Source organism: Acidimicrobiia bacterium, assembly GCA_036271555.1.
GTDB lineage: Bacteria > Actinomycetota > Acidimicrobiia > IMCC26256 > PALSA-610 > DATBAK01.
Genome location: DATBAK010000070.1, coordinates 1 through 23,878, shown reverse-complemented (window position 1 = coordinate 23,878; position 23,878 = coordinate 1). Strand labels below are relative to the sequence as shown.

Annotated in this window: 20 protein-coding genes; 9 read left to right on the top strand and 11 right to left on the bottom strand. The window is 70.0% G+C overall.

Going from position 1 to position 23,878, the window contains the following annotated elements:
* Positions 1–24: 24 nt before the first annotated feature.
* Complete coding sequence (locus tag VH914_16540; GenBank protein HEX4492816.1) at positions 25–738, bottom strand: lysophospholipid acyltransferase family protein; 714 nt, start codon at positions 736–738, stop codon at positions 25–27.
* Between the two features lie 495 nt (positions 739–1,233).
* Here VH914_16540 and VH914_16535 point away from each other — a divergent pair, with 495 nt between their 5' ends.
* Positions 1,234–1,824: a TetR/AcrR family transcriptional regulator gene (locus VH914_16535; GenBank protein HEX4492815.1), complete on the top strand. Its 591-nt coding sequence runs from the start codon at positions 1,234–1,236 to the stop codon at positions 1,822–1,824.
* Positions 1,825–1,848: 24 nt separating this feature from the next.
* Complete coding sequence (locus VH914_16530; GenBank protein HEX4492814.1) at positions 1,849–4,818, top strand: M12 family metallo-peptidase; 2,970 nt, start codon at positions 1,849–1,851, stop codon at positions 4,816–4,818.
* Positions 4,819–4,877: 59 nt separating this feature from the next.
* Here VH914_16530 and VH914_16525 read toward each other — a convergent pair whose 3' ends face one another.
* Positions 4,878–6,050, bottom strand: a complete 1,173-nt coding sequence (locus VH914_16525) for an aminotransferase class I/II-fold pyridoxal phosphate-dependent enzyme (GenBank protein HEX4492813.1) — start codon at positions 6,048–6,050, stop codon at positions 4,878–4,880.
* Positions 6,051–6,109: 59 nt separating this feature from the next.
* Between VH914_16525 and VH914_16520 the strand changes: the two genes are divergently transcribed.
* Positions 6,110–7,144 (top strand): LLM class flavin-dependent oxidoreductase, encoded by a 1,035-nt coding sequence (locus VH914_16520; protein ID HEX4492812.1) that lies wholly within the window; start codon positions 6,110–6,112, stop codon positions 7,142–7,144.
* Here the strand turns inward: VH914_16520 and VH914_16515 are convergent.
* The 4 genes from VH914_16515 to VH914_16500 form a co-directional block, all read right to left on the bottom strand.
* On the bottom strand, positions 7,106–8,683 hold the full coding sequence (locus VH914_16515; GenBank protein HEX4492811.1) for an alpha-amylase family glycosyl hydrolase: 1,578 nt from the start codon (positions 8,681–8,683) through the stop codon (positions 7,106–7,108). The two genes, VH914_16520 and VH914_16515, sit on opposite strands and share 39 nt — an antisense overlap.
* A 31-nt stretch (positions 8,684–8,714) precedes the next feature.
* Entirely contained in the window at positions 8,715–12,977 is a 4,263-nt protein-coding gene (locus VH914_16510; GenBank protein ID HEX4492810.1) for an Ig-like domain repeat protein, read from the bottom strand.
* A gap of 11 nt (positions 12,978–12,988) precedes the next feature.
* The gene (locus VH914_16505) at positions 12,989–15,274 is read right to left on the bottom strand and encodes an IPT/TIG domain-containing protein (protein ID HEX4492809.1); all 2,286 of its coding nucleotides are present in this window, start codon (positions 15,272–15,274) and stop codon (positions 12,989–12,991) included.
* Positions 15,275–15,412: 138 nt separating this feature from the next.
* Positions 15,413–15,919 (bottom strand): flavin reductase family protein, encoded by a 507-nt coding sequence (locus VH914_16500; protein ID HEX4492808.1) that lies wholly within the window; start codon positions 15,917–15,919, stop codon positions 15,413–15,415.
* A gap of 124 nt (positions 15,920–16,043) precedes the next feature.
* Here VH914_16500 and VH914_16495 point away from each other — a divergent pair, with 124 nt between their 5' ends.
* Together VH914_16495 and VH914_16490 are read left to right on the top strand one after the other, a co-directional pair.
* Positions 16,044–17,243: a hypothetical protein gene (locus VH914_16495; GenBank protein HEX4492807.1), complete on the top strand. Its 1,200-nt coding sequence runs from the start codon at positions 16,044–16,046 to the stop codon at positions 17,241–17,243.
* Positions 17,244–17,279: 36 nt separating this feature from the next.
* Positions 17,280–17,984 (top strand): HAD family hydrolase, encoded by a 705-nt coding sequence (locus VH914_16490; GenBank protein ID HEX4492806.1) that lies wholly within the window; start codon positions 17,280–17,282, stop codon positions 17,982–17,984.
* Here VH914_16490 and VH914_16485 read toward each other — a convergent pair.
* Both VH914_16485 and VH914_16480 read right to left on the bottom strand, forming a co-directional pair.
* Positions 17,981–18,373, bottom strand: a complete 393-nt coding sequence (locus VH914_16485) for a VOC family protein (GenBank protein ID HEX4492805.1) — start codon at positions 18,371–18,373, stop codon at positions 17,981–17,983. The genes VH914_16490 and VH914_16485 overlap by 4 nt on opposite strands.
* Complete coding sequence (locus VH914_16480; GenBank protein HEX4492804.1) at positions 18,363–18,554, bottom strand: ribbon-helix-helix domain-containing protein; 192 nt, start codon at positions 18,552–18,554, stop codon at positions 18,363–18,365. Before VH914_16480 ends, VH914_16485 begins: the two co-directional genes overlap by 11 nt.
* A 60-nt stretch (positions 18,555–18,614) precedes the next feature.
* On the opposite strand from VH914_16480, the gene VH914_16475 reads away from it, so the two are divergent.
* On the top strand, positions 18,615–18,953 hold the full coding sequence (locus VH914_16475) for a hypothetical protein (GenBank protein ID HEX4492803.1): 339 nt from the start codon (positions 18,615–18,617) through the stop codon (positions 18,951–18,953).
* On the opposite strand, the gene VH914_16470 is transcribed toward VH914_16475, so the two are convergent.
* Positions 18,943–19,929 (bottom strand): Rieske 2Fe-2S domain-containing protein, encoded by a 987-nt coding sequence (locus VH914_16470; protein HEX4492802.1) that lies wholly within the window; start codon positions 19,927–19,929, stop codon positions 18,943–18,945. The genes VH914_16475 and VH914_16470 overlap by 11 nt on opposite strands.
* A 26-nt stretch (positions 19,930–19,955) precedes the next feature.
* Complete coding sequence (locus VH914_16465; protein HEX4492801.1) at positions 19,956–20,375, bottom strand: nuclear transport factor 2 family protein; 420 nt, start codon at positions 20,373–20,375, stop codon at positions 19,956–19,958.
* A gap of 59 nt (positions 20,376–20,434) precedes the next feature.
* Between VH914_16465 and VH914_16460 the strand changes: the two genes are divergently transcribed.
* On the top strand, positions 20,435–21,784 hold the full coding sequence (locus VH914_16460; protein HEX4492800.1) for a DUF2510 domain-containing protein: 1,350 nt from the start codon (positions 20,435–20,437) through the stop codon (positions 21,782–21,784).
* Positions 21,785–21,842: 58 nt separating this feature from the next.
* Here the strand turns inward: VH914_16460 and VH914_16455 are convergent, their stop codons facing one another.
* Positions 21,843–23,096: a hypothetical protein gene (locus VH914_16455; protein HEX4492799.1), complete on the bottom strand. Its 1,254-nt coding sequence runs from the start codon at positions 23,094–23,096 to the stop codon at positions 21,843–21,845.
* 120 nt (positions 23,097–23,216) lie between these two features.
* Between VH914_16455 and VH914_16450 the strand changes: the two genes are divergently transcribed.
* The gene (locus VH914_16450) at positions 23,217–23,396 is read left to right on the top strand and encodes a hypothetical protein (GenBank protein HEX4492798.1); all 180 of its coding nucleotides are present in this window, start codon (positions 23,217–23,219) and stop codon (positions 23,394–23,396) included.
* Positions 23,397–23,403: 7 nt separating this feature from the next.
* Positions 23,404–23,878, top strand: a 475-nt coding sequence (locus VH914_16445; GenBank protein ID HEX4492797.1) for a hypothetical protein, incomplete at its 3' end; no start/stop codon positions are given.

Sequence of the window (23,878 nt, the reverse complement as noted above, 5' to 3'; positions counted from 1 at the left end):
GCGAGTGCGACCGGTAAGCACCGCCTAGCTGGCGCGGGCTTCGATCTCGTCGAACGTCGCGACGTGGGCGATCTCGACGGGGACATCGTCGGGCTTGCGCGTCGCGTACGTGTCCTCGTACTCGTAGCCGCAGAGCTCGCCGATCTCGTACATCACCTCGTCGGCGACGTCGCGCAGCGCGAGCCGGTCGTCGTGCCGGCCGAGGTAGCGGTCGAGGTCCATCGGCTCGCCGAAGCGGATGGTCACCGTCTTGAACAGCTTGGGCATTCTCGAGTCGATCGGCTGCACTTCGTCGCTGCCGATGATGCCGACCGGCACGATCGGCACGCCGGTGCGCAGCGCGAGCCGCGCCACCCCGGTGTGGCCGCGGTGCAGCTTGCCGTCGCGCGTGCGCGTGCCTTCGGGATAGATGCCGAACACCCCGCCCGCGTCGAGCACCTCGGTCGCGCTCTCCAGCGCGCGCTCGCTCGCGCTCCCGCCCTCGCGCCGGATCGGGATCTGCCCGACACCGCGGAAGAACCACGCGGTCTTCTTGTCGTCGAAGTACTCCGCCTTCGCGACGAACGTCACGCGGCGCGGCACGAGCGCAGGGATGAAGATCGAGTCGAGGAACGACCGGTGGTTCGACGCGAGGATCACCGCGCCCTTCCGCGGCAGGTTCTCGCGCCCTTCGACCTTGACCCGGCAGCACACGCGCAGCACCGGCGTCACGATCGCCCTGACGACCCAATAGAGCACGGCTAGAGAGTAGGGCGGGCACATCGTCGGGAGAAGGGAGCCTGCGCTACGCCGAGCGCGGCTCTCGGGTGGCGCTCTCGCCCGCCATCGGGGGGACGTGGCGGGCGAGAGCATCCACCTGTTCCAAGGCGATGCGAATCGCCTCGATCTCGCGTCGGGCGTTGTCGACGGCCCGGCCGCCGCCGAGCTCGTGTGCGACGCGACGCACGGGTTCCAACGGGTTACGGACGGAGCGGAGCAGCGCGGGCATCGGCGGCCTCCCGGTCGCTCGGGGTTGTCGTCGACAGCATCGACCCTCGACGTTGCAACGCTGCGACCGCGGGGTGACAACCGGGTCACGAGCCGATGACAGAGTCGTGACCTCTCGTCGCCCGGACCGGTCTTCAGCAGGCGAGCACGCGAGCCGAGCGCGCCGGTGCGACCCGACTCGCTCCCACCTCGCGTCACGGAGGGCGAGCCTGCGAGCCCGACCATGGGAATAGGCTTCGGCCGCGTATGCGGGCGAAGCTGACACCTCGGGGGCGCGAGCGGCGCGCGCAGCTCATGGCCCGCGCGACGGAGCTGTTCGCGGAGCGGGGCTATCACCCGACCGCGGTGTCGGACATCGTCGACAGCCTCGGCGTCGGCAAGGGCGTCTTCTACTGGTACTTCTCCTCGAAGGAGGAGCTGCTCGGCGAGATCCTGAGCGACGCGCACCTGCGACTGCGGCGTGCGCAGCAGGCTGCGATCGCCGACGCCGACGACCCGGTCCGCCGCATCGAGCTCGGCATCCGCGCGTCGCTGCAATGGTTCCGCGACCACCGCGAGTTCTTCTCGATCACGCAGTTCGCGGCGACCGACGAGACGTTCGCGCCGATCCTGCGCCGCAACCGCGAGGTCGCGGTCGCCGACACGGTGCGCCACCTCAAGGAGGCGATCGTCGAGGGACGCATCGCCGACGGTGAGCCCGAGATCATCGCCCACGCGATCCTCGGCGTCGTCGACCAGCTCACGCGCCGCTATCTCATCGAGCGCGACGAGCCCGTCGAGCAGATCGCGCAGGCCGCGATCGCGTTCTGCGTCACTGGTATCACCGGAGCGGCATAGCCGCACAACCACGGAGGGGGATCCGTGCGCAGCCCGATTCGCATCGCAATCTCGGCCGCGTTGGTGCTGACGACGGGGGTCGTCGCGGCACCCGCGATCGCGGCGCCCGCGCCCGCGAACACCACCGCGGCAACGACGACCGACCCGTGGCGCGCCGTGTCGGTCGACACGAACGCGGCCCGGAACGGCGCGCGCCCGCAGATCAGCGCGTCGGCACTGCGCACGTACACGCTCGACCGCGCGCAGATGGAGTCGCAGCTCGCGACCGCAACCGCGGGTTCAACGGCGACGGCGACCATCGTGCTGCCCACGCCCGCGGGCACGACGCAGCAGTTCGCGGTCCACGACTCGCCGGTGATGATGCCGAAGCTCGCGGCCGCGCACCCAGAGCTGCGCACGTACGTCGGCCAGGGCGTCGACGATCCCACGGAGACGGTGCGCGTCGCGATGACACCGCTCGGGTTCACGGGCTCGGTGCGCGGGACACGCGGCGCCTGGTACGTCGACTCGCTGTACCACAACGACCAGAGCGTCTACGCGAGCTACCTCGGTCGCCGGCTCACCGACACGCACGGCCCGTTCGTCGAGCGTGAGAGCACCGACGCCGCGGCGCCGGTCGCGGTGAGCGGGGCGGGGCCGACCACCGGCGCCACGCTGCGCACGTTCCGGCTCGCGGTGCTGACCGATCCGTCGTTCGCCGACTACTGGGGCGCGCACAACACGCTCGCCGGGCTCGTGACGAATCTCAACCGCGCCGAGCAGATCTACAACGACGAGCTCGACGTGCAGCTGCTCCTCGTCGACAACGAGCCGAATGCGCAGTTGAACACGATCAAGGAGGCGTTCGAGCCCAACGGTCCGTGCGGCGGCGCGGCGTGCTTCTCGCAAAAGGAGCTCGCGTTCTGTAGCGGCGCGACCCTCACGCGCAACCGCGTCGTGCTCGGGCAGCTGATCGGCGCCGAGAACTTCGACGTCGGTCACGTCACGTTGAGCAACGACGGCGGCGGCATCGCCGACCTCGGGGTCGTCGGCGCGAACTTCAAGGCCGAGGGGTGTACGGGGATCCCCGACGCCGACGGCGACTACTACGTCGTCGACTACTGGGCCCACGAGATGGGCCACGAGTTCGACATGAACCACACGTTCGACGGCAACCGCTGGAACTGCGAAGGCGGCAATCGCAACGACGCGACCGCGGTCGAGCCCGGCAGCGGCTCGTCGATCATGGCGTACGCGGGCATCTGCCGGCAGGACAACCTGCAGGACCACAGCGACGCGTACTTCTCGCAACGCAGCGATCAGGAGACGCAGGCCTACATGTCGGGCCCGCACGCCAAGGTCACCGAGGTGCAGACGGTCTCGCTCGCGCACTTCGGCGGCGGCGACGAGGTGCAGGCCGTGACGTTCGCGAACCAACCGCGCCAGACGAACGGCTTCGACCCGAAGACCGCGTCGTTCCGCGTCTCGATCGGCGATCACGTGTCCGCGCTCATCGGGGACGGCGGCGAGAAGTACGACGCCGCGGGCATCCAGAGCGCGATCAACGCGATCCCCGGCTTCCCCGGCAGCGTGATCGTGAGCGCGGTCGAGAAGACCGGATTCACCGTCACGTACACCGACTCGCTCGCGAACACCGACGTCCCCAACCTGAAGCTCGCCGATCTCTCGTGCGGCGGGTGCGCGAGCGGGGTCGACGAAGTGCGCCACGGCGGTCGCAACGACTCGTTCCGCCTCAGCTACGCGGGCGGACCGGCGTCGGCGAAGATCACGTACGGCGAGAACGACGACGCCGCGCACGTGAAGGCCGCGGTCGAATCGATCCTGCCCAAGGGCGCGACCGTTGCCGTCGCCGGCTTCGGTGGCGCGACCGGCAAGCTCGACAACACCGGCTTCCAGCTCACGTTCGGCGGCACGCTCGCCGCGAGCAAGCCCGGGGGCTCACACGTCGCGACGCTGAGCGTCGCGAACGCGAGCGCGGGCGCGTCGGGCTTCGTCGGGAAGACCGCGTGGGGCGGGCCCGCCAACAACGGCGGGTACTCGACCGAGCCGACCGGCAACACACCGCCCGTCACGCGCGCGCCGAAGGGCTACACGATCCCCTACCGCACACCGTTCTCGCTCACCGGCCACGCGACCGACGCCGACGGCGACACCGTCACCTACATGTGGGAGCAGAACGACCCCGGCACGGGCACGCCGCTCGCCGATCCGGAGAAGACGAACGGCGCGCTGTTCCGACAGTTCGGTACCCGGCTCGACACCGCGGCCTACGACCCGCACGCGTACGGATCGTGCGCGCCGATGGGCAAGGAGCAGGCGAGCGGCCAGCGGCGTACAACGCAGCCGCGCCGGGCCGAACCGAGCGAGCATGCGACCGTGGGCGACGACAACGGCGAGAACTGCGTGACGACGAACCCGACGCGCGTGTTCCCCGACATGGCGCAGGTGCTCGCGGGCAACACGGACGCGGCGACCGGCCGGTGTCCGGAGACGAAGCCGCCGAGCCCGCAGCCGCTGCCGCCCGCCCTCATCGACTGCGACTCCGAGTGGCTGCCGACATCGATCTATCCGGGTCCGCTGCACTTCCGGCTCACCGCGCGCGACGGGCACCCCGGCGCGGGCGGGATCTCGAGCGCCGACACGACGGTGCGGCTCGCTCCGGGAAGCGGTCCGTTCCTCGTCACGTCGCAGGCCCACGCGGTCACCTATTCCGGTGGCTCCACGCAGACGGTGACGTGGGACGTGGCAGGAACCGACGCCGCTCCGATCGGCACGGCGAAGGTCGACATCCTGCTCACGGTCAACGGCGGCGCGCGGTTCACGATGCTCGCGGCGAACGTCGCCAACGACGGCTCACAGTCGGTGCGGCTGCCCGACACGGGAACGGCGCACGCACGCATCCAGGTGCGCGCGGTCGGCAACGTGTTCTTCGCGGTGAACGCGCACGACTTCACGATCACGACGCGCCATCAAGGCGCGGTGCGCGTGCTCTGACGCTCCCGGTCGTTCGGTGGTACTGCGTTACCCGGCGATACGCCGGTAACGCAGTACCACTAACCGAGTTTGGTGAGGGCGCGGCGCATGCCGCGGACGGCCTGCGTGATGCGCTGCTCGTTCTCCACGAGCGCGAACCGCACGAAGCCTTCACCACCGGGACCGAAGCCGCTGCCCGGCGACACCGCGACCTTCGCCTCGGTGACGAGCAGCTGCGCGAACTCCTGGCTCGACAGCTCGGAGTACGGCTCGGGGATCGGCGCCCACACGAACATCGTCCCCTTGGGCCGCTCGATCGACCAGCCGATGCGGTCGAGCCCGTCGAGCAGTGTGTCGCGCCGGCCGCGGTAGATCTCGTTCTGCGCCTTCGGGAAGTCGGGCGCCTCGTTCATCGCGACGGTCGCCGCGATCTGCACGGGCTGGAACGTGCCGTAGTCGAGGTACGACTTGAGGCGTGCGAGCGCGGCGACGACCTCGGCGTTGCCGACGAGGAAGCCCATGCGCCAACCCGCCATCGAGAACGACTTCGTGAGCGTGTAGAGCTCGACGGCGACGTCCTTCGCGCCGGGCACCTGCAGAATCGACGGCGGGTCGAAGTCGAAGCCGAGATCGGCGTACGCGAAGTCGTGCACGACGAGCATGTCGCGCTCGCGCACGAACTCGACGAGCTTCGCCATGAAGTCGAGGTCGACGCACGCGGTCGTCGGGTTGTGCGGGAACGACGCGACGACGACCCGCGGTCGCGGCCACGCCTGCTCCCACGCGGTGTGCAGGTTGGCGAAGAAGTCCTGCTCCGGTCCGAGCCGCACGTAGTGGATCGCGGCGCCCGCGAGGATCGGTCCCCAGATGTGGATCGGGTACGACGGGCTCGGCACCAGCGCGGTGTCGCCGGGACCGACGAGCGTGAGCATGAGGTGCGAGAAGCCCTCCTTCGCACCGATCGTGCTGCACACCTCGGTCTCGAAGTCGAGGGTCACGCCGAACTTGCGCTGGTAGAGGTGCGCCAGCGCCTCCCGCAGCTTCGGGATGCCGTTGCTCAACGAATAGCGGTGGTTGCGCGGGTTGCGAACCGCCTCGATGAGCTTGTCGACCGCAACGTCGGGCGACGGGAGGTCCGGGTTGCCGAACCCGAGGTCGATCACGTCCTCGCCGGCCCGCCGCAGCTGCATCTTCAACGCGTTGATCTGGGCGAACGCGTAGGGCGGCAGCGCGTCGATGCGGCGGAACTCCATCGCCGTCCAGGTTAGGCGGACCGGGAACAGGGCAGCCGTACTTTCCGTTCCTGTTCCGCATGCCCGAACGCCCGCCACTGTCGATCCTCGAGCTCGCACCCGTCGGCGAGGGTTCGACGCCGGCGGCCGCGCTGGCCACGTCGGTCGAGCTGGTCCAGCTCGGCGAGCGCCTCGGCTACCGCCGCCTCTGGGTCGCCGAGCACCACAACATGCCCGGCATCGCGAGCTCGTCGCCACCGGTGCTGATCGCGCACCTCGCGGCCGCGACGGAGACGATCCGCGTCGGCGCGGGCGGCGTGATGCTCCCGAACCACGCGGCACTCACGGTCGCCGAGCAGTTCGGGATGCTCGAGGCGCTCCACCCCGGTCGCATCGACCTCGGACTCGGGCGCGCGCCGGGCACCGACCCGATCACCGCGGCCGCGCTGCGCCGCACCGACTCGCCGTTCGCGACCGACGAGTTCCCCGAGCAGCTGCGCGATCTCTTCCGCTTCTTCGACGGCACCTACCCGCACATCACGGCGACACCCGGCCGCGGCTATCAGCCCGCGATGTGGATGCTGGGTTCGAGCGACTACAGCGCGCAGGTCGCGGGCGCGCTCGGTCTGCCCTTCTCGTTCGCGCACCACTTCGCGTCGCAGAACACCGAGGCCGCGCTCGCGATCTACCGAGACTCGTTCCGGCCGTCGCGCGATCTCGCCACGCCGTACTCGATGATCGGGGTTCCGGTGATCTGCGCCGACACGACCGAGCACGCGCGCTGGCTCTCGGGTTCGAGCGCACTGTCGTTCGTGCGCCTGCGTCAAAGCCGCCCGCAGCCGCTGCCGACACCGGAGGCCGCGGCCGAGTACGTGTTCACACCCTCGGAGCGCGAGATCGTGCGCACGTGGACCGCGCCGCTGATCGTCGGCGATCCCGCGACCGTGCGGGAACAGCTCGAGGCCTTGGCCGCGCGCACGGGCGTCGACGAGCTGATGATCACGACGATGGTGCACGGCGCGCAGGACCGGCTCCGCTCCTACGAGCTCGTCGCCGAGACGTGGAACGCCGACGCGCTATCCGCTGTGGACGACGAGCGCGTCCCAGGCGCGTAGCGCGATCGGCGCGCGGAGCGTCGAGCCTTCACGCGCGCGATCGGTCGCGAGCAGCACACGGCCTTCGACGTCGACCGTCGCGTCGTCGTCGGACAGGTTGAGCACCACCGTGGTCGCGTCACCGCGCCGGAACATCCAGACGCCCGCAGGCGACGGCAACGACGCGTACGCACCCGCATGCAGGTCGGGCGAGGCGTGGCGCAGGGCGATGAGGTCGCGCGTGAGCGTCAAGATCGATGCCGGGTCGTCGCGCTGCAACGCGACGTCGGCGGCCGGATCACCGACCGGCAGCCACGGGGTGACACCCGCGTCGGTGAAGCCGCGGTTCACGCCCGGCGCCCACGGCATCGGTGTGCGCATCGGGTCGCGACCCGTCCAGTGCGGCCAGTAGCGCACGCCGAGCGGATCGCGCAGCTGCTCCTGCGGCACCGCGATGTCGCCGAGCCCGATCTCGTCGCCTTGGTACAGCACCGGCGTGCCCCGCAGCGTCAGCAGCATCACGAGCGCGGCGCGGATCCGTTGCGGATCGTCACCCGCCCACCGCGACGCGAGCCGCGACATGTCGTGGTTCGAGCCCGTCCACGCGGGCCACGCGCCGGCGGGGAGCTGCGCCTCGATCTCCTCGACGATCGCGCGCATGGGCTCGGCCGCGAGCGGCGCGCCGATGAACGGGAAGTTGAACGCCAGGTTGAGCTCGTCGCCTTCGCCGTAAAAGCGCGCGAGCGTCTCGCCGTCGTCGACGGGCGTCTCGCCGATGAGGATGCGCGGCGAGCTCCTGTACGACTCCGCGATGCCGCGCCACGCGCGCAGCACGTCGTGCACCTCGGGCCGGTTGCCGTTGTAGACGGTGCGCTGACCGAGCGCCTGCGCGCCGATGTCGTCGGCCGCGGTCGCGGGCGGGTTGTCGCGTAGCTCCGCGTCCTTCACGATGATGTTGCACACGTCGATGCGGAAGCCCGCGATGCCGCGGTCGAACCAGAAGCGCACGATGCGATCGAACTCCGCGCGCACCTCGTCGTTCCACCAGTTGAGGTCGGGCTGCTCGGCGAGGTGGTTGTGCATGTAGTACTGACCGGTCGGTTCGTCGAGTCGCCACGCGGGGCCGCCGAAGCTCGCCATCCAGTTGTTCGGCGGCGAGCCGTCGGGTTTCGGATCGGCCCACACATACCAGTCGCGGTGCTCGGCATCGCGCGACGAACGCGCGTCGACGAACCACGGATGCCGGTCGCTGGTGTGGTTCGGCACGAAGTCGACGAGCACCTCGATGTCGCGCTGGGCCGCGGCCGCGACCAGCGCGTCGAGATCGTCGAGCGTGCCCATCTCGGGCTGCACCGCGCAGTAGTCGGCGACGTCGTAACCCCAGTCGGCGTTGGGCGAGACGGTGATCGGGCTCAGCCAGATGCCCGCGACGCCGAGCCACGCGAGGTGCTCGAGCTTCGACACGATCCCGCGCAGGTCGCCGAAGCCGTCACCGTTCGAGTCCGCGAACGACAACGGATAGATCTGGTAGAGCACGCCCGTCTTCCACCACGATTCCATCGGCGCACGCTACGCGAGGTCGGTCGCGACGCTATGAGTGTTGCAACGCGACCGCGTGCGTGGCTGCCGCGACCGACGACCACCGGCGGCCGGTTCCGATCTGCACCGGCGTCGTCGTCGCCTGATGCAGCGGACCCGTATCACCCCAGCTGATGCCCCATCCCCAGAGCGTCCCGTCGGAGCGGACGGCGCGGGTGAAGTTGGTTCCTGCGGCAACACTCGACCAGGTCGAGCCCGCCGCGATCGGCCTCGGCGCGTGGCGCTCGGTCGTCGAACCGTCACCGAGCTCGCCCTCGGCATTGCCTCCCCAGCCCCAGAGGCTCCCGTCCGCCCGGATCGCCATCGCCCAGCCGGCGGTGCCGACACCCCCGGCCGTCACCCGCACCCAGTTCGTCGCCGTACCTACTTGCACCGGTGCGGTGCGTTCCTTCGTCGTGCCGTCACCGAGTTGGCCGGAGCCGTTGTAGCCCCACGCCCACAAGGTCCCATCACGACGCGTGGCGAACGCGGATCCGGGGCCAGTGATGATCGTCTGCCAGTTCGTCGCGGTGCCGACCTGCGTCGGGACGTGAACTTCCACCACCGCCGGGTTGCCCAGTTGTCCGTCGGAGTTCCAACCCCACGACCACAGCGTGCCGTCGTCCTTGATCGCCAGACTCGCGGCCGACTCGGACGCGACCGATGCCCAGGTCGAGTCGGTGCCGATCTGCACGGGCGTATGCCGCGCGTCGGTGGTGCCGTCGCCGATCTCGCCTTTGAGGTTCGAGCCCCAGCCCCACAGCGTGCCGTCGCTTCGGATCGCCATGGTGTGACTTCCCGAACCGGCCGATACCGACCTCCACGTCGCAGTGCCGACGCGTCCCGGAACACCACGGTTCATTCCGGTGCCGTCGCCGAGCGCGCCGTCGAGGTTCTCGCCCCACGACCACAGCGATCCGTCCGCAGCGATCGCCATCGTGTCGTACCAACCGACCGAGATCTGCGCCCAGTCGTCGCGCGTCCCGATCTGCTCCGGGAGCGCCTGGTTGCGCGTGCCGCCGTCGCCGAGCTCACCTTCGGCGTCATCGCCCCACGCGAAGAGATTCGGACAGTGCACGACGACCGGATACGCGGACCGCGCGCCCGGCGCGTACCGCGAGTCTCCGGAGTACGACGCGGTGATCGTGTGAGTACCGATCGCCGGCGCCACGTCGGAGACCTGGACGATGCCGAACGACAGATCCTTCACCGCGAGCGTCGCTCCGTTGTCGGAGATCGTCACGGTGCCGGTGAGCGAGCCGCTCACGACGGAGTCGACCGACGCAACGATGCTCAGTGAGTCGCCGACACAAACCGGTGGTGGAGACACGGACACGTGCACGACCGTCGGACGCGGAACGACGACTTGTTGCAAGGACGCGTTCGACGGTTGCCAATCGGCGCTGTCGAAGACCGCGGTCACCACGAAGCTCGCCGTGGGACTGGTCGTGAACGTGGCGATCCCGTTCACGACCGGAACCGCGGCGAGCACCGTTGCGCCGCGGCTGAACGTGACCGTGCCCGTCGGGACACCGGCCGGCGACGACACCGTTGCGGTGAACGTCACCGGATCGAACGTGTACGACGGATCGCGGTCCGAGCTCGGCACCAACGTCGTCGGTGGGAGCGGTGCAGCGGAGAGCGCAAGCGAGTGGGTGCCGCCGCCCGCGCTCGGCGCAGTCCAACGGTCCGCGAGGCCGATGCGCGTGAGCGTGTGGCGCTCGGTCGTGCTGCCGTCGCCGAGCTCACCGGTGGTGTTGAGACCTGCGGACCACATCGTCCCGTTGGACTTGATCGCGGTGACGTGGATCTCCCCTGCGCTCACCGATGCCCAGCCGGTATCGGTGCCGACGCGCTGGGGCGCCGTGACGTAGGTATTGGTCGGGATCGGGTCAGCGCGGCCGTCACCCAGTTGCCCGTACGCGTCCCAGCCCCACGCCCACAACGTGCCGTCGGTCTTCACCGCCGCGGTGACGTCGCCGCCCGCGCTGATCGACCGCCAGTTCGTGTCGACGCCGATCTCCTCGGGAATCGGACGATTGGTCGTCGAACCATCGCCGAGCTGGCCGTGGCTGTTGTCTCCCCACGCCCACAACGTGCCCTCGGTCGTGAGCGCCTCGGTGTCGTACGCACCCGCCTGCACCGATCGCCAGTCGGTCGTCGTCGTGATCGGCGTGGGAACCAACCGCGCGGTCGTCGTGTGGTCGCCGAGGCCACCCGAGCCGTTGGAACCCCACGCCCACACGGTGCCGTCGGCGGCGATCGCGACCGCGTGGTCGGCCGAGACGCTCACCTGCTTCCACGTCATCGACCCGATGTGGATCGGCGCGTCGCGCTCGGTCGTCGTGCCATCGCCGAGCTCGCCGAAGAGGTTCCAGCCCCAGCCCCACAACGAGCCGTCGGTCTTGATCGCGAGCGTGTCGAAGCCGCCGGCACTCACCGAAGCCCACGCAGTGCTCGTGCCGACCTGCACCGGCGCGGTGCTGCACGGCGCGTTCGCGGGAAGGCTGGCGGGACAGGTCTGCGGGCCGGTGTGGTTGCCGACGCCGAGCTGGCCCTGCGCGTTCGTGCCCCAGGTCCACAAGGTGCCGTCGCTCCTGACGGCCGCCGATCGCCCGACGGCTCCGCTCACCTGCGCCCAACTCGCATCCGTGCCGACCGCAGTCGGAGTCGTGCGCGTCGCCGGCGCGGCGCTCGCGAGGCCGAGCTGACCGTTGGCGTTCTGTCCCCACGCCAACAGCGCAAAGCCAGGGAAGCCGATCGTCTGCGACAACACCGCCGACGACGCAGCCGCGTTCGTCGCGTCTCCGTTGTAGTCGGCGGTGATCGGATGGCTCCCGATGCCGAGCGTGGAGGTCGCGAACGTCGCGCTGTGCCCCGAGACACCGACGACCGCGAGCTGCGCGCCGTTGTCGCGGAAGATGACGCTGCCGCTCAACGATCCCGACGCGGTCACCGTCGCCGTGAACGTCACGAGCTGTCCGGGCGTCGCGGGATTGTGATCGGACGCGAGCGCGACCGCCGCCGCGTTGCCGGTGACGACCTCCGACATCGTCGGCGACGTTGCCGGGCCGAAGGCGCCGTCGCCGTGGTAGCTCGCGGCGAAGTGATGAGCACCGATTCCGAGGCTCGACGTCGTGAACGTCGCCGCGCCGTCCACGATCGGGGCCGCGCTCATGATCGTCATGCCGCCGTCGGTGAAGTCGATCGTGCCGGTCGCCGCGGGGTTCGACGCGATCGATGGCACCACGGTCGCGGTGAACGTGACCGATGATGTCGCCGCGACCGGGTTCACGTTTGCTGCGATCACGACGGTTGCGGTCGCCGGAGCGATGGTCATGATCGCGACGCTCGACGGCGACGGAGCGAACGTGCCGTCTCCGCCGTACGTAGCCACGACGGGGTGCGCGCCCACGGGCAACGTCGACACCGTCGTCGACGCGTACCCACCCGATACTGCCGCCGCTCCGAGCACGGTCGACCCTTCGGTGAAGGACACGCTTCCGCCCGCGTGGTGCGAGCCGGAAACCGACGGGCCCACGAACGCGGTGAGGTACAACGGCGCGCCCATCTCGGCCGACGCCGACGAGAGCTGCGTCGTCGTCGTCAACCGCACCGCCGACGACTCCGACGCCGCCATGCGATTGCTGCCGACGTACGACGCCTTCGCCGCGACCTTGCCCGCCGCGAGCGCGGTCGTCGTCAGCTTCGCGACACCGTTGGAGAGGGTTGCGATGCCCAACGAGTCCCCGTGCGACGCGAACTTCACCTTGCCGGGCGGCACCTCGGTGCTCGGATCCTGTGCCGAGACAATCGCGGTCAACGTCACCGATTGACCGGCCGTCGCCGACAGCGTGTCGGAGCTCAACGCGGCCGTCGTCGGCGCCCGCGCCACGGCGCCCGTCGTGACCGTCGACATCGATGCCGCGACCTTCGGAGATCCCCCGAACGACGCCGACAACGACAACGCGCCGACGGGCAACTTCGACGTCGCGTACGTCGCGCTTCCGTTCACGAGCGGCACCGACTTCAACGCGGTCGTGCCGTTCGAGAACGTGACCTTGCCGGTCACTGGCTTGGCGGCCGTTACCGTCGCCGTGATCGTCACCGGTTGCCCGGCGACGCTCGCGGGCGCGTCGACCGACAACAGCGTCGTCGAGCCGACCGGGCTCGCCGCGATCGCGGGCTGCACTGCGACGACCGTCAGCGCGGTCGCGACGAACACGACCGCGACACGCCGGAGCCGGCGCGCGCCGCCGAGGAGGGATGACGGCATCGGCCGGGCTCCTAGCTGACGGCGAACGTGGTCGCGGACGTGACCTTCCCGCCCGCGGTCGTGATCTGGATCGCGCCGCTTGTCGCGCCGACCGGGACCTTGAACGAGATCGTCGTGTCGGACACGACCGAGAAACGTGTGGTCTTGCCGTTCAGCGTCACCTTCATCGCGCCGGTGAGCGCGGTTCCCGTCACGAAAACCGTCGCACCGACCGCGCCCGACCCGGGCGTGAACGACTTGATCGTTGCCTTGATCTTGAGGTTGGTCGCGCTCGTCGCGACCGCGGTCGGGGTCGTGACCGAGACCGGCCCCGTCGTCGCGAGCGCGGGCACGGTGGCCGAGATGTGGCCGTCGTCGTTCAGCGAGAACGTCGTCGCGTTCACGGTCCCGCCGCCCGCCTTCGTGAACGTCACCGCGGTCGCGCCCGTGAACCCCGATCCCAGGATCGTCACGACCTTCTTCTGTGCGACGGCGGCGGGCGTGAAACCGGTGACGGTCGCGGCGCCCACCTGCGCGACCTGCAGCGTGATCGATCCTTCCGGCACGCTGCCCTCGAAGTCGGTCACGCCGTCGATCGCGATTCGATAGGTGACGCCCGCGCTCGGGGTGAACGCGAGCCGGCTCGTGCGACAAGTTCCACAGGTCGGGTCGTCGTCGTTGGACGCGACGGCCGTCAACGCGTTGACGGCCGACCCCGTGTACACGGCGAGCAACGTGTCGAAGTTCGATCCGGCCGTGTTGATGTCGACCATGGCCGCGACGGGAGCGGTCCACGAATACCAGACCGACGCGCCGCCGATGTCGCTCGCATGGTTCGGCTCGCCGGACTCCTTCGTCGCGCCGACGTTCGTGTCACCGGTTCGGGTCACTGCGCCACCCGCGACCGCGATCGCATTCGCGAACGCGTCATTGGCGGGCGCAGCGACGAGGTGCAACGCGACGGTTCCGAAACCGTGCCCGAAGTCCGCGTCGCCGTCGACCGCGATGCGATACGTCATGCCGCCCGTCGCGAGGAACGACACTCGACTCGTCAGGCACGGAGCACACGACGTGTCGTCGTCATTCGCGATGATCGTGTTGAGTCCGTTGACGGCGCCTCCCGTGTAGACGCCGAGCAGCGTGTCGAACGTCGAACCCGACGTGTCGAGCGCCACCTGACCCGTGTTCGGGGCGGTCCACGCGTACCAGACCGACGCGCCGCCGGGATTCCCTGCGTGATTCGGCTCGCCCGACTGCTTGGTCGCAGCGACGTTCGTGTCGGCCGAACGCGACACGTTCGCGCCCGTGAGCACGATCGCGTTCGCGAAGTCGTCGTTGGGCGGCGGGTTCGTGAGGTGGAGCGCGATTCGTCCCGTCGCCACGGCGCCGCCGCTGTATCCGTCGACCGCGATGCGATATGTCGTTCCCGAGGTCGCCACGAACGTGAGCCTGCTCGTGAGGCACGGGCCGCACGAGGCGTTGTCATCGTTGGAGGCAACGGATGTCAACGCGCTGACGGTGTTTCCGGTGTACACGGCGAGCACCGTGTCGAAGCCCGAGGTCATGGTGTCGATCGCGACGGTTCGCGTCGTCGGCGCGGTCCACGAGTACCAGACCGACGCGCCGCCGGGATCACCCGCGTGGTTCGGTTCGCCGGCTTCCTTTGTCGCGCTGACGTTCGAGTCGGACGTCCGGCTCACCGTCGCTCCCGAGAGCGCGATTGCGTTGGCGAACGCGTCGTTCGCAGGAGGATCGACCTTGAGGTGCAGCGCGATCGTGCCGGTAGGAGGCGTCGTGAAGTCGGTCTGACCGTCGATCGCGATGCGGTAGTCGACGCCCGCGGTCGCCGTGAACGAGAGCTTGCTCGTGAAGCACGCGGGCGCGCACGCGGGGTTGTCGTCGTTGCTCGCGATCGACGTGAGCGCCGACACCGTCGTGCCCGTGTACACCGCGAGCAACGTGTCGAAGCTCGACTTCGTCGTGTCGATGGTCACCGCTCCGCTGCCGGCGGCGAGCCACTCGTACCAAACGGACGACCCGCCGGCGAAGCCCGCGTGCTGCGGCTCACCGGCCTCCTTCGTCGCCCCGACGTTCGTGTCACCCGTGCGGGAGCTGCTCGCTTTCGGGAGCACGACCGGATTGGCGAACGCGTCGTTCGCCGGCGTGATCGCCGGACTCGCGCCGCGACTCGCGGCAGACGCGGGTGCGACCCCGAAGGACACGACCGTCATCCCGACCGCCACGACACCAGTGACGCCGCGCGCCACCGCCCACGCGACCATCCGCGCGCCTGACATCTGCCAGCCCCCCGCCGTCACGCGGGCGAAGCTCGATCATTCGAGCCCGCCCACTGAGATGCCCCGCCCCCGGGGTCGGCGGAGACTACCAACCGCCCCGTCGGCGGGGACGCTCCCGGTCGCACGGCCCGCGCCCGGGGCCGGACCCCGGGTGCCGCGTCAGTCGACGTTCGGCGGGTCCGTCGCGGGATGCCCGGCTTCGAGGTCGGCGATCATCGAGTAGCGCAACGGACGCAGCGGCGCCGAGGGCGCCTGGGTCTCGAACGGCTCGACCACGAAGCCGACGTGGTCGCCACTCGCATCGTGAAAGCCGGCCGGGCGTGCGAGCACACGGGTCGCGCAGTCGTCGAGCAGCGGCGCGCCGTCGCTCCCCTCGTGCCAGTTGCAGCGCGCGAACTTGTCGACTTCGTCGCCGGTCGTCTCACCGAAGAGCGTCGCGATCGCGCGGTCACCTTCGTCGAGCAGGTGCAGCACGAAGACCTCGGCCGCGACCGCGACTCGGAAGCTGTGGTTGGCCTTCGAGATCCACACCGCATATTGCAGCGGCTCGATGCTGCACTGCGCGTGGAACCCGACGAGGCAGCCGCTGCGCTCGTCGCCCGCGCGCATGGTGACGACGAGCATCGCGGGGTCGAGTCGAGCGAGCACACGCGACACGTCGTCCATCACGAGCGACCGTAGCGGGGCGCCCGCGGCGCGACGTACACGCGACGACATCCCGACATTTGTGCAGTGGTACACACGTATGCCTAGCGTGCTGGCCGGGGTCGGGCGGCTCGGGGAGGGCCTCATGGGGATCACGGCACGCTTCGCACTCGTCGCGCTCACGGCCGCGGTCGTCGCCGCGTTCGGCGTCGCTCCCGCGGGCGCCGCGTATCCGGGTTCGAACGGTCTGATCGCGTTCGTCACGACGCGAGCCGGCTTCCCCGAGATCTACACGGTGAACCCGGCGAACGGCGCCGAGCGCAACCTGTCGAACGGCAACGCGGAGAGCGATCCCGCGTGGAACCCGTTCGGCACGAAGATCGCGTTCGCGAGCGAGGGCGACATCTGGGTCATGAAGGCGAACGGCACCGGCCGCGTCGACCTCACCGCGACCGGCGGCCACGGTGACGCCCAACCGACGTGGTCACCGGACGGCAAGAAGATCGCGTTCGCGAGCGACCGCGAGACATCGGGACGTCCGCAGATCTACGTGATGAACGCCAACGGCTCGAACGTCGTCCGGCGCACGAACGACGCGGGCGACGACACCGATCCGCAGTGGTCGCCGGACGGAAAGCACATCCTCTTCGTGAGCGACGTCACCGGCAACGAGGACATCTGGTCGATGCGCGCGAACGGCGGCGCACCGACCGATCTCACCAACGACGTGCATTCCGACGACGAGCCGAGTTGGTCGCCCGACGGCAGCCTCATCGTGTTCCGGAGCGGGCGACCGCATCCGGGGTCGGTCGGCGAGGACCTTTGGATCATGCGTGCGAACGGATCGGCCCCCGTTGCGTTCGTGCACGAGAGCAACGGCTACTCGGACGGCGCGCACCCCGCGTTCTCGCCCGCCGGCGGCGAGATCGTGTTCACGGCGAACGACGGCGCGGGGAGCGCGCAGCTGTGGGCGGTTCCGGCGGGCGGCGGCGAGAACGCGCGCGTGACGAACGACAGCGGTCAGCCGTCGAACATCGCGGCCGATTGGCAGCCGATCGTGCCCGCGCCGACGTTGAAGATGCGGCCGCACTCGGGCAGCACGGGCACGGTCGTGAAGGTCACCGGCGCCGGCTTTGCGCCCGGTGAGCACGTGCGTGTGACCTTCAAGGATTCCGACGGCACCCTGACCGCGCACCCGCTCGTGACCGCCGACGGAACCGGCGGGTTCAAGACGACCCTGGCCGTGCCCGCGGGTGCCGCCGCCGGCAAGGCGACGATCGCCGCGATCGGCAACACGAGTGGCCTCTCGGCGCGCAAGGCGTTCACCGTGACGCCGCCGATCTGATCCGCACCGACCAATGCGTCGTTAGATTCGCCGACCGTGCGCGCGATCGAAGCGGTTCTCCTCGATGTGGGCGGCATCTTCCACCTGCCGAGCCATGGGCACGTCCTGCGGGCGTGCGAGCGCGCGGGATTCGAGCCCGATGACGCGCGTCTCGATCGCGCGCACTACCGCGGCACGACCGCGTACCACACCGACTACGACGGCGAGTTCGACTTCGCCGCGTACTGGAACGACTATCTGCGCCTGTACGTCGAGGAGCTCGGCGTGCCCGTCGAGTTGAGCGACGAGATGCTCGATCACCTGCGCCAGGAGTTCACGGTCGGCGGCCTGTGGTCGCGCGTCATCCCCGACTCCGCCGACTCGCTGCGCGAGCTCGCCGCCACGGGTGTCCGGCTCGGTGTGGTGTCGAACGCGAACGGCACCGTCGCCGAGCAGCTGCGCGAACAGGAGATCCTGCAGGTCGGCCCGGGGATCGGTGTCGAGGTCGAGTGCGTGATCGACTCGGGAGCGGTCGGCGTGATGAAGCCCGACCCACGGATCTTCACGATCGCACTCGACGCGATGGGTCTGCGCGCCGACGACGTCTGGTACGTCGGCGACATGCCCGGCATCGACGTCGTGGGCGCGCGGGCCGCGGGCATCCGTCCGCTCGTGATGGACCCGTTCGGCTTCCACGCGGGCCGCGACTACGACACCGTCGACTCGCTGCGCGCCGTCGCGCAGCTGGTTCGCGCCGCTTAGCCGTACTTCTCGTCGTGGTGCGCGTCGAGGTCGGGCGCGTTCACGCCCGGCGGCAACGGCGCCTGGAGACTCACGGGCCGGCCGTCGGGATCGAGGATCACTGCTTCCATCACGCCCCAGTGCTCGGGCGTGAACTCCTTGGCGAACTCGGGCGCGCGGCTCGGCGCGAACTGCTCGCAGTCGGCGACGTTCAGGATCGGGTGCGTCTCGAGGTCGCCGTCGGGTTGCTCGTCGACGAACACGTACGGGCCCCCGGTCGGGTGCACCCACTGACCCGACCCGTGGCCGGTCTCGAACATGTTCTCGAAGCCGAGCGACTTCCAGAACGCGGCGGTCGCGCCGTAGTTGCGGGTCTGCACGTAGAACCCGATGAAGCCGTCAGTCGCCACGCCGCTTCCCCCTCGTCGTCTTCGCGCCGCGCGCGAGGTACTCGTCGAGCGCGGCGGTCACGATCGCCGACAGCGACTGCTCGGTGTCGACCGCGTGATGCTTCACGCGCCGGATGAGCTCGACCGGCAGGTAGACGTTGAACTGCCGGACTTCGCGATCGTCGTCATCGTCTCGCGCCATCGGTCATCGATACTAGCTTGCTAGCACGCGCGCGCAAGCTCGGCGAGTACGTTCGGGCGCGTGCTCGACGACTTCGACGAGGCGACCGGTCTGCCGACCACGAATCGGGATCAGTCGTGTGCGTTCTGCGACGCGTCACGGCCGCGATTCGCACATCTCCTCCACCGCGCGCACGTCCAGTACCGGCTCGACGGCAAGGGCCACACGCTGCCGACCTTCTGGACGGTCTGCGAGCGCTGCGAGACCCTCGTGCGGCGGAGCGACGACGCGGGACTCTTGCGCGTGATGAGCGGGAGCGACGAGGGGGACGACACCGAGGAACGGCAGTCGGCACTGCGCGCGTTCCGAGCTTCAGATCTCGGAGCCGTGCGGCTGCTCGACGCCGAGCTCAGGCGTTGATCTCGTACGGCTCCGCGTAGAACTGGCCGTACCACTTGCGGAACTTGAGGATCGGACCGTCGGTGTCGGCGAGCGCGGGCACCGGCAGGAAGCGCTTGTGCTCCCAGATCGGCCGGTCTTCCTGCACCTGCTTGTTGATCTCCGCGACGAACGCCTCCGCGACCGTCGACGTCATTTTCTCGTCGTCGAACTTGCGCACGGTGAAGTTGAAGCGCACCTGCGTCGTCTCGTCGTCGATCGGCGTCGTGGTCGCGATGTTCAGCGCGTCGACGATGCCCGAGAACCACACCGCGGAGAAACCGGGCCCGTGGTTGAACACGTCGATGCGACCCCACGTGGTGCCGCGCGGCGTCACGTACGACTGCTTCGACAGCATCGTCGAGCGCGGCCCGTCGATCTCGTAGCTCTCCATCTCGGCGACGGTCTCGGTGCCGTGCACGTAGAGAAAGTGCGCGGGATCCGCGCCGTTCTCCGACATCTCCTGCGGCACGGTGTGGATGATGTAGCTCGACCGGAAGTAGTCGGTGAAGTTCGGGTCGTCGGGTTCGGAGAACGCGGGGATCTCCCACTGCGGCGGCTCGTCGTACGGGTGGTACCAGGCCATCACGAACCCGTTCCGCACGACGACCGGGTACGTGCGCAGCTTCGCCTTCTTGTTCGTGCGCTGGCTGTACGGGGTGTTCGTGCACGCGCCGGTGCCGTCGTACTTCCAACCGTGGAACGGGCACACGACCTGGGTGCCGTCGACGGTTCCGCCGTGGCCGATGTGCGCGCCGAGGTGCGGGCAGAACGCGTCCTGCAGATGGAAGTCGCCGTTCGCCTCGCGCCACAGCACCAGCTCGCGGCCGAAGTAGTGGAGCGGCGTGACGTCGCCGGGCTCGAGGTCTTCCGGGTACGCGACCTGGAACCAACCGAACGGGATCGGGAACGGGAAGCGGCGGCCCATCCGGGTCTCCTCGGGGTCGGCTTCACTCACGGGACGAAATAAGAACGTGTTCTATTCTACCGCTCGGCCGGAAACGCCGCCCGCACGGCCGCGGGGTCGTAGAACTCGCGCCAGCGGCGGATGCGATCGCTCGGATCGAGCTCGAAGACCGTGACATAGCGGTTGCGATACGGCCGGCCCGACTGCGCGACCACGCCGTCGCTGCGGTACTCCGCGATCACGACCGTCGGCGGGCCCGGCGCGACGTGGATGCGCTCGACCTCGAGCGCGAACCGCTCGAACAACGGTGCGGTCGCGCGCTGGAACCCGAGCACTTCGCTGAGCCCGTCGTAGCGACGCGGCAGCGGCGGCGGCGCGTAGGGCAGCTCCATGACGACATCGGGGGCGAGGTGGCGCGCGATCGCCTCGACGTCCATCGCGCCCGCGAGCGCGAGCACCTCTCGGATCCGCTCGGCGGGTGTCGGCGCCGTGTCCATCGGCGCAGTCTGCCCCGGCGCGGCGTTCAGGCGCACCGGCGGCGCGCCGATGAGACGGGGTGGGAACTGCAGCACCGGGCTGGTACCCGGATCCCGCCGGCGGAACCGGTGCCCGCTACTGGGACGGCGCGCGCTGGACCGAGCAGACCACGCCGTCGCCGCCGCCGCCGACCCGGGGCGGCTGGAGTCCGCCGCCGTCGATGGCAACGGGTGCGGGCGCGTCGATCGGAGCGCCGTCGCGCCTCAGCACGTGGGTGACGGTGCTGGTCGTCGTGTTCACGGCGCTCCTCATCTTTCTCGCCTTCGTCGCGTTCCAGAGCGACGACCGTGATGACAGCTCGCGGGCGGCCGCGCCCACGACCGGCGCAACGCCCGCTCCGCAGTTCACCCCCAGCTATCACCCGAGGCTCGACGCGAACGGTGACCCCGACATCGTGGCCTTCCCTCGCACGCGCCCGGTCGGGACGACGTCGGCAGTTCCCCCCGTGCTCTTCGCAGATCCCCCGGGGCCCGATGTCATCGATCCGCCGACCGCACGGGCCGTCGTGCAGAGCTCGTGGGACGCGCGCCGCGACGCGATCGCGCAGCAACGAAACGTTCGCGTCGAAGAGCTGGAGACCGGTTCCGCGCTCGCGATCGACGTCGAGCGCGCGTGCGGTTGTGCGATTGGCGATCGCTTCGGCCCTGCGTCCGACATCTCCGTGGCCGTCGCCCACCAGCACTCGTATCCGGCGTCGTTCTTCGCGCAGCTGAACACCACGCTCAACGACACGCGGTGGAGCGCGCTGCTCGTGTACACGCGCAGTGGTCCGGCAGATCCGTGGCGACTCGCGTTCGCCGGTGGCGGGCAACCCATCGGCAACGCGACGGAGTTCGGATACGCGCTCGCGGCCGACGGCTTCGCGCAACCTGCACCCACGGCGAGGCCGCCCGCGGCGGGCATGCTCGCGTCCTTCTGGCAGAGCGTGAAGGACGACGGCATCGTCGACCTGCCCGCGCAGTTCGCGCCGGCGACGCTCACGAGCGTGTGGGCCGCCACGCTCGTCGAGAGCCGTCAGGGCGACGTGAACGAGCAGAACGGCCTCATCGGCTACTACCGCTTCTACGCCGACCCGACGACCGACACGTACGCGGTCGGGCTCGCCGACGGCACCGTGCTCCAGTGCTCCTCGATCCAGGAGCAGAAGACGTGGCTGCCCGGCCACGGGGACGCGATCACCCAACCGGGGACACGGCGCGCGTGGGGCCCGGACGTGGCGCCCGGCACCTACGGTGCCGTCCTCGAGGTCAGCGAGTACACGCCGTGCTTCCAGTACCGGCCCGGTATCGCGGAGTTCCAGACCAATGGCGTCGCCCCGCCCGACGACATCCGCTACGTCGGCCTCGCGCCCGCGGCGCGGACGCTGTGAACGTTCGCCGGCGAACGCGTCGGCGCGACGCCGAAGGCGCGTGCGGGCGCAAGCCGAATCAGGACCGCGCGAACACGTCGACGATCCCGGCATCGGTCACGCCGTTCGCGTCGTGGTCGCGCTCGCCGACCATGACGGTGTCGGGGAACGCGGCGACCGACTGACCGAAGTTGGTGAAGGCATGCGCGTCCGAGGCGGTGAGCTCGGCGCGGAGTGTCCAGTGCGCGGCGGCGCCCGCGTACACGTAGGTGGCGCCCTGGTCCGAGCTCTCGCCGATGTCGTGCAACGGATCACCGATGGCGACCGTGCCGTTGGAGATGGAGACCACCTCGCCGAAGTCGTCGGTGCTCGACCCGTCGGGCGGCAGGATCGGCGGTCGCGCGGTCCAGACGTCGGTGCGATCGCTGTGCGTGAAGACGTAGACCGCGCCGACGCCGTGCGCGCTCGCGTGATAGCGAGCGGAGATCACCATCGTCGCGACCGACTCCGACACGTCCCAGCCGAAGTCGTCGCCGGGCTGGCCGTCCGCCGCGGTGAGCGTCGACTTCAGCTCGTACGGCCCGGTCGGGTTCTCGAAGCCGTACACGACGCCGGTGCTGCCGTTGTCGTTCACGCGGAACGGGCTCGACACGATGACCTGGCTCTCCTTCACGGCGAGCGCCCAGCCGAAGGAGTGCGCGGCACCGGGCGACGGCTCGGTGAGGAGCTGGTACTGCGGATAGGTCTGGCCGTTGCGCTTGAACACGTAGACGGCGCCCGCGCGGTGGAACCCTGCGACCGAGCGCCGCGGCGCGCCGACCGCGATCACGCCGGCGACGCCGTTGATCGCCACCTCGGCGCCGAACTGGTTGCCGCGGCCCGACGGCGCGCCGGTCAGCTCGACGCGCTGCTTCCACGTCGTTCCGGTACGGACGAAGACGTACGCCGCGCCCGCGTTGCGCTTGCCCGAGACGGTCTTGAACGGCGCGCCGATCACGACCGTCGAGCCGTCCTTCGTCGTCGACACCGACGCCCCGAAGAAGTCGAGCCGGGCACCGTCGTTCGCGGTCAGCTCGGCCTGGAACGTCCAGCCGTCGCCGTCGCGCACGAACACGTCGACCGCGCCGGCCATGTCGTGGCCGTCGATCTCCTTCTCGGGCGCGCTGACGAACGCGGTCGTACCCGAGACCGAGATCACGACCCCCGCGCCGAAGCTGTCGCCCACCGCCGCGTCGGGTGCCGACAGCGACGGCTGCGGCGTCCAGACCGCGGGGCGTGCACCCGCCGCGGTCGGCGCGGCCAGGCCTCCGAAACCGAGTCCGACCACCAGCATTGCGGCCGCCGCCCTGCGCATCGCCACCCCGTCTCGGCAGCTTCCCGGAACGGTCGGCACAGTAGGCGGGCGTCGCGGAGGCGTCGACCGTCGACGAGAGGTTCGATCTTCGTCGGCCGCGTGCACATCGGCCTCGCGCCTTCCGACGACGGCCGCGCGACGTACCGGCTCGGCACCGTCGCCGACATCACACAGCACGTCGAGGCGAGCGAAGCGCTCGCGCAGAGCGAGGCCCGGTACCGCGCGCTCGTCGAGTCTGCCACATTGCCTCTTGATGTATCGAACATATGTTCGATATGATGGTGAGGTGCTGAACGAGCTGCGAGCTGCGGTCGACGGCGTCGTCGGAGTGCCGACCGACGAGCTGGCCGATGGCGCGCTGCGCGCCGAGCTCCTTCTGGTCGCACGCGAGATCGACCGGCTCGAGCACCGGCGGGCGCGACTGCTCGCGGCGATCCACCGGCGCGGGATCCCGAACGCGGACGGCGCCGGCTCGACCCCCGCGTGGGCGCAGCACCTCACCGGCCAGCCGCGGCGCGACGCGCGGAACTCGCTCGGAGCGGGGCTGACGTGCGACGAGCTGCCGCTCACGTCGAAGGCGTGGGCGCAGGGCGAGATCTCGACGGGCGCCGCGCTCGCGATCTGTCACGGTCGTCCCCAAGGACACGAGGATGCCTACGCCGCGATCGAGGACACCTTGGTCGAGTTCGCGTCCGCGCATGACTGGCACGGATTGCTCGCGTCGGTCGCCCACGCGCGCCGCTGCGCCGACGCGCTCGACG

Coding starts and splice junctions, on each gene's coding strand:
- VH914_16535 (HEX4492815.1), top strand. CDS start 1,234: ATGCGGGCGAAGCTGACACCTCGGGGGCGCGAGCGGCGCGCGCAGCTC.
- VH914_16525 (HEX4492813.1), bottom strand. CDS start 6,050: ATGGAGTTCCGCCGCATCGACGCGCTGCCGCCCTACGCGTTCGCCCAG.
- VH914_16520 (HEX4492812.1), top strand. CDS start 6,110: ATGCCCGAACGCCCGCCACTGTCGATCCTCGAGCTCGCACCCGTCGGC.
- VH914_16515 (HEX4492811.1), bottom strand. CDS start 8,683: ATGGAATCGTGGTGGAAGACGGGCGTGCTCTACCAGATCTATCCGTTG.
- VH914_16510 (HEX4492810.1), bottom strand. CDS start 12,977: ATGCCGTCATCCCTCCTCGGCGGCGCGCGCCGGCTCCGGCGTGTCGCG.
- VH914_16500 (HEX4492808.1), bottom strand. CDS start 15,919: ATGGACGACGTGTCGCGTGTGCTCGCTCGACTCGACCCCGCGATGCTC.
- VH914_16495 (HEX4492807.1), top strand. CDS start 16,044: ATGGGGATCACGGCACGCTTCGCACTCGTCGCGCTCACGGCCGCGGTC.
- VH914_16480 (HEX4492804.1), bottom strand. CDS start 18,554: ATGGCGCGAGACGATGACGACGATCGCGAAGTCCGGCAGTTCAACGTC.
- VH914_16465 (HEX4492801.1), bottom strand. CDS start 20,375: ATGGACACGGCGCCGACACCCGCCGAGCGGATCCGAGAGGTGCTCGCG.
- VH914_16455 (HEX4492799.1), bottom strand. CDS start 23,096: ATGCTGGTGGTCGGACTCGGTTTCGGAGGCCTGGCCGCGCCGACCGCG.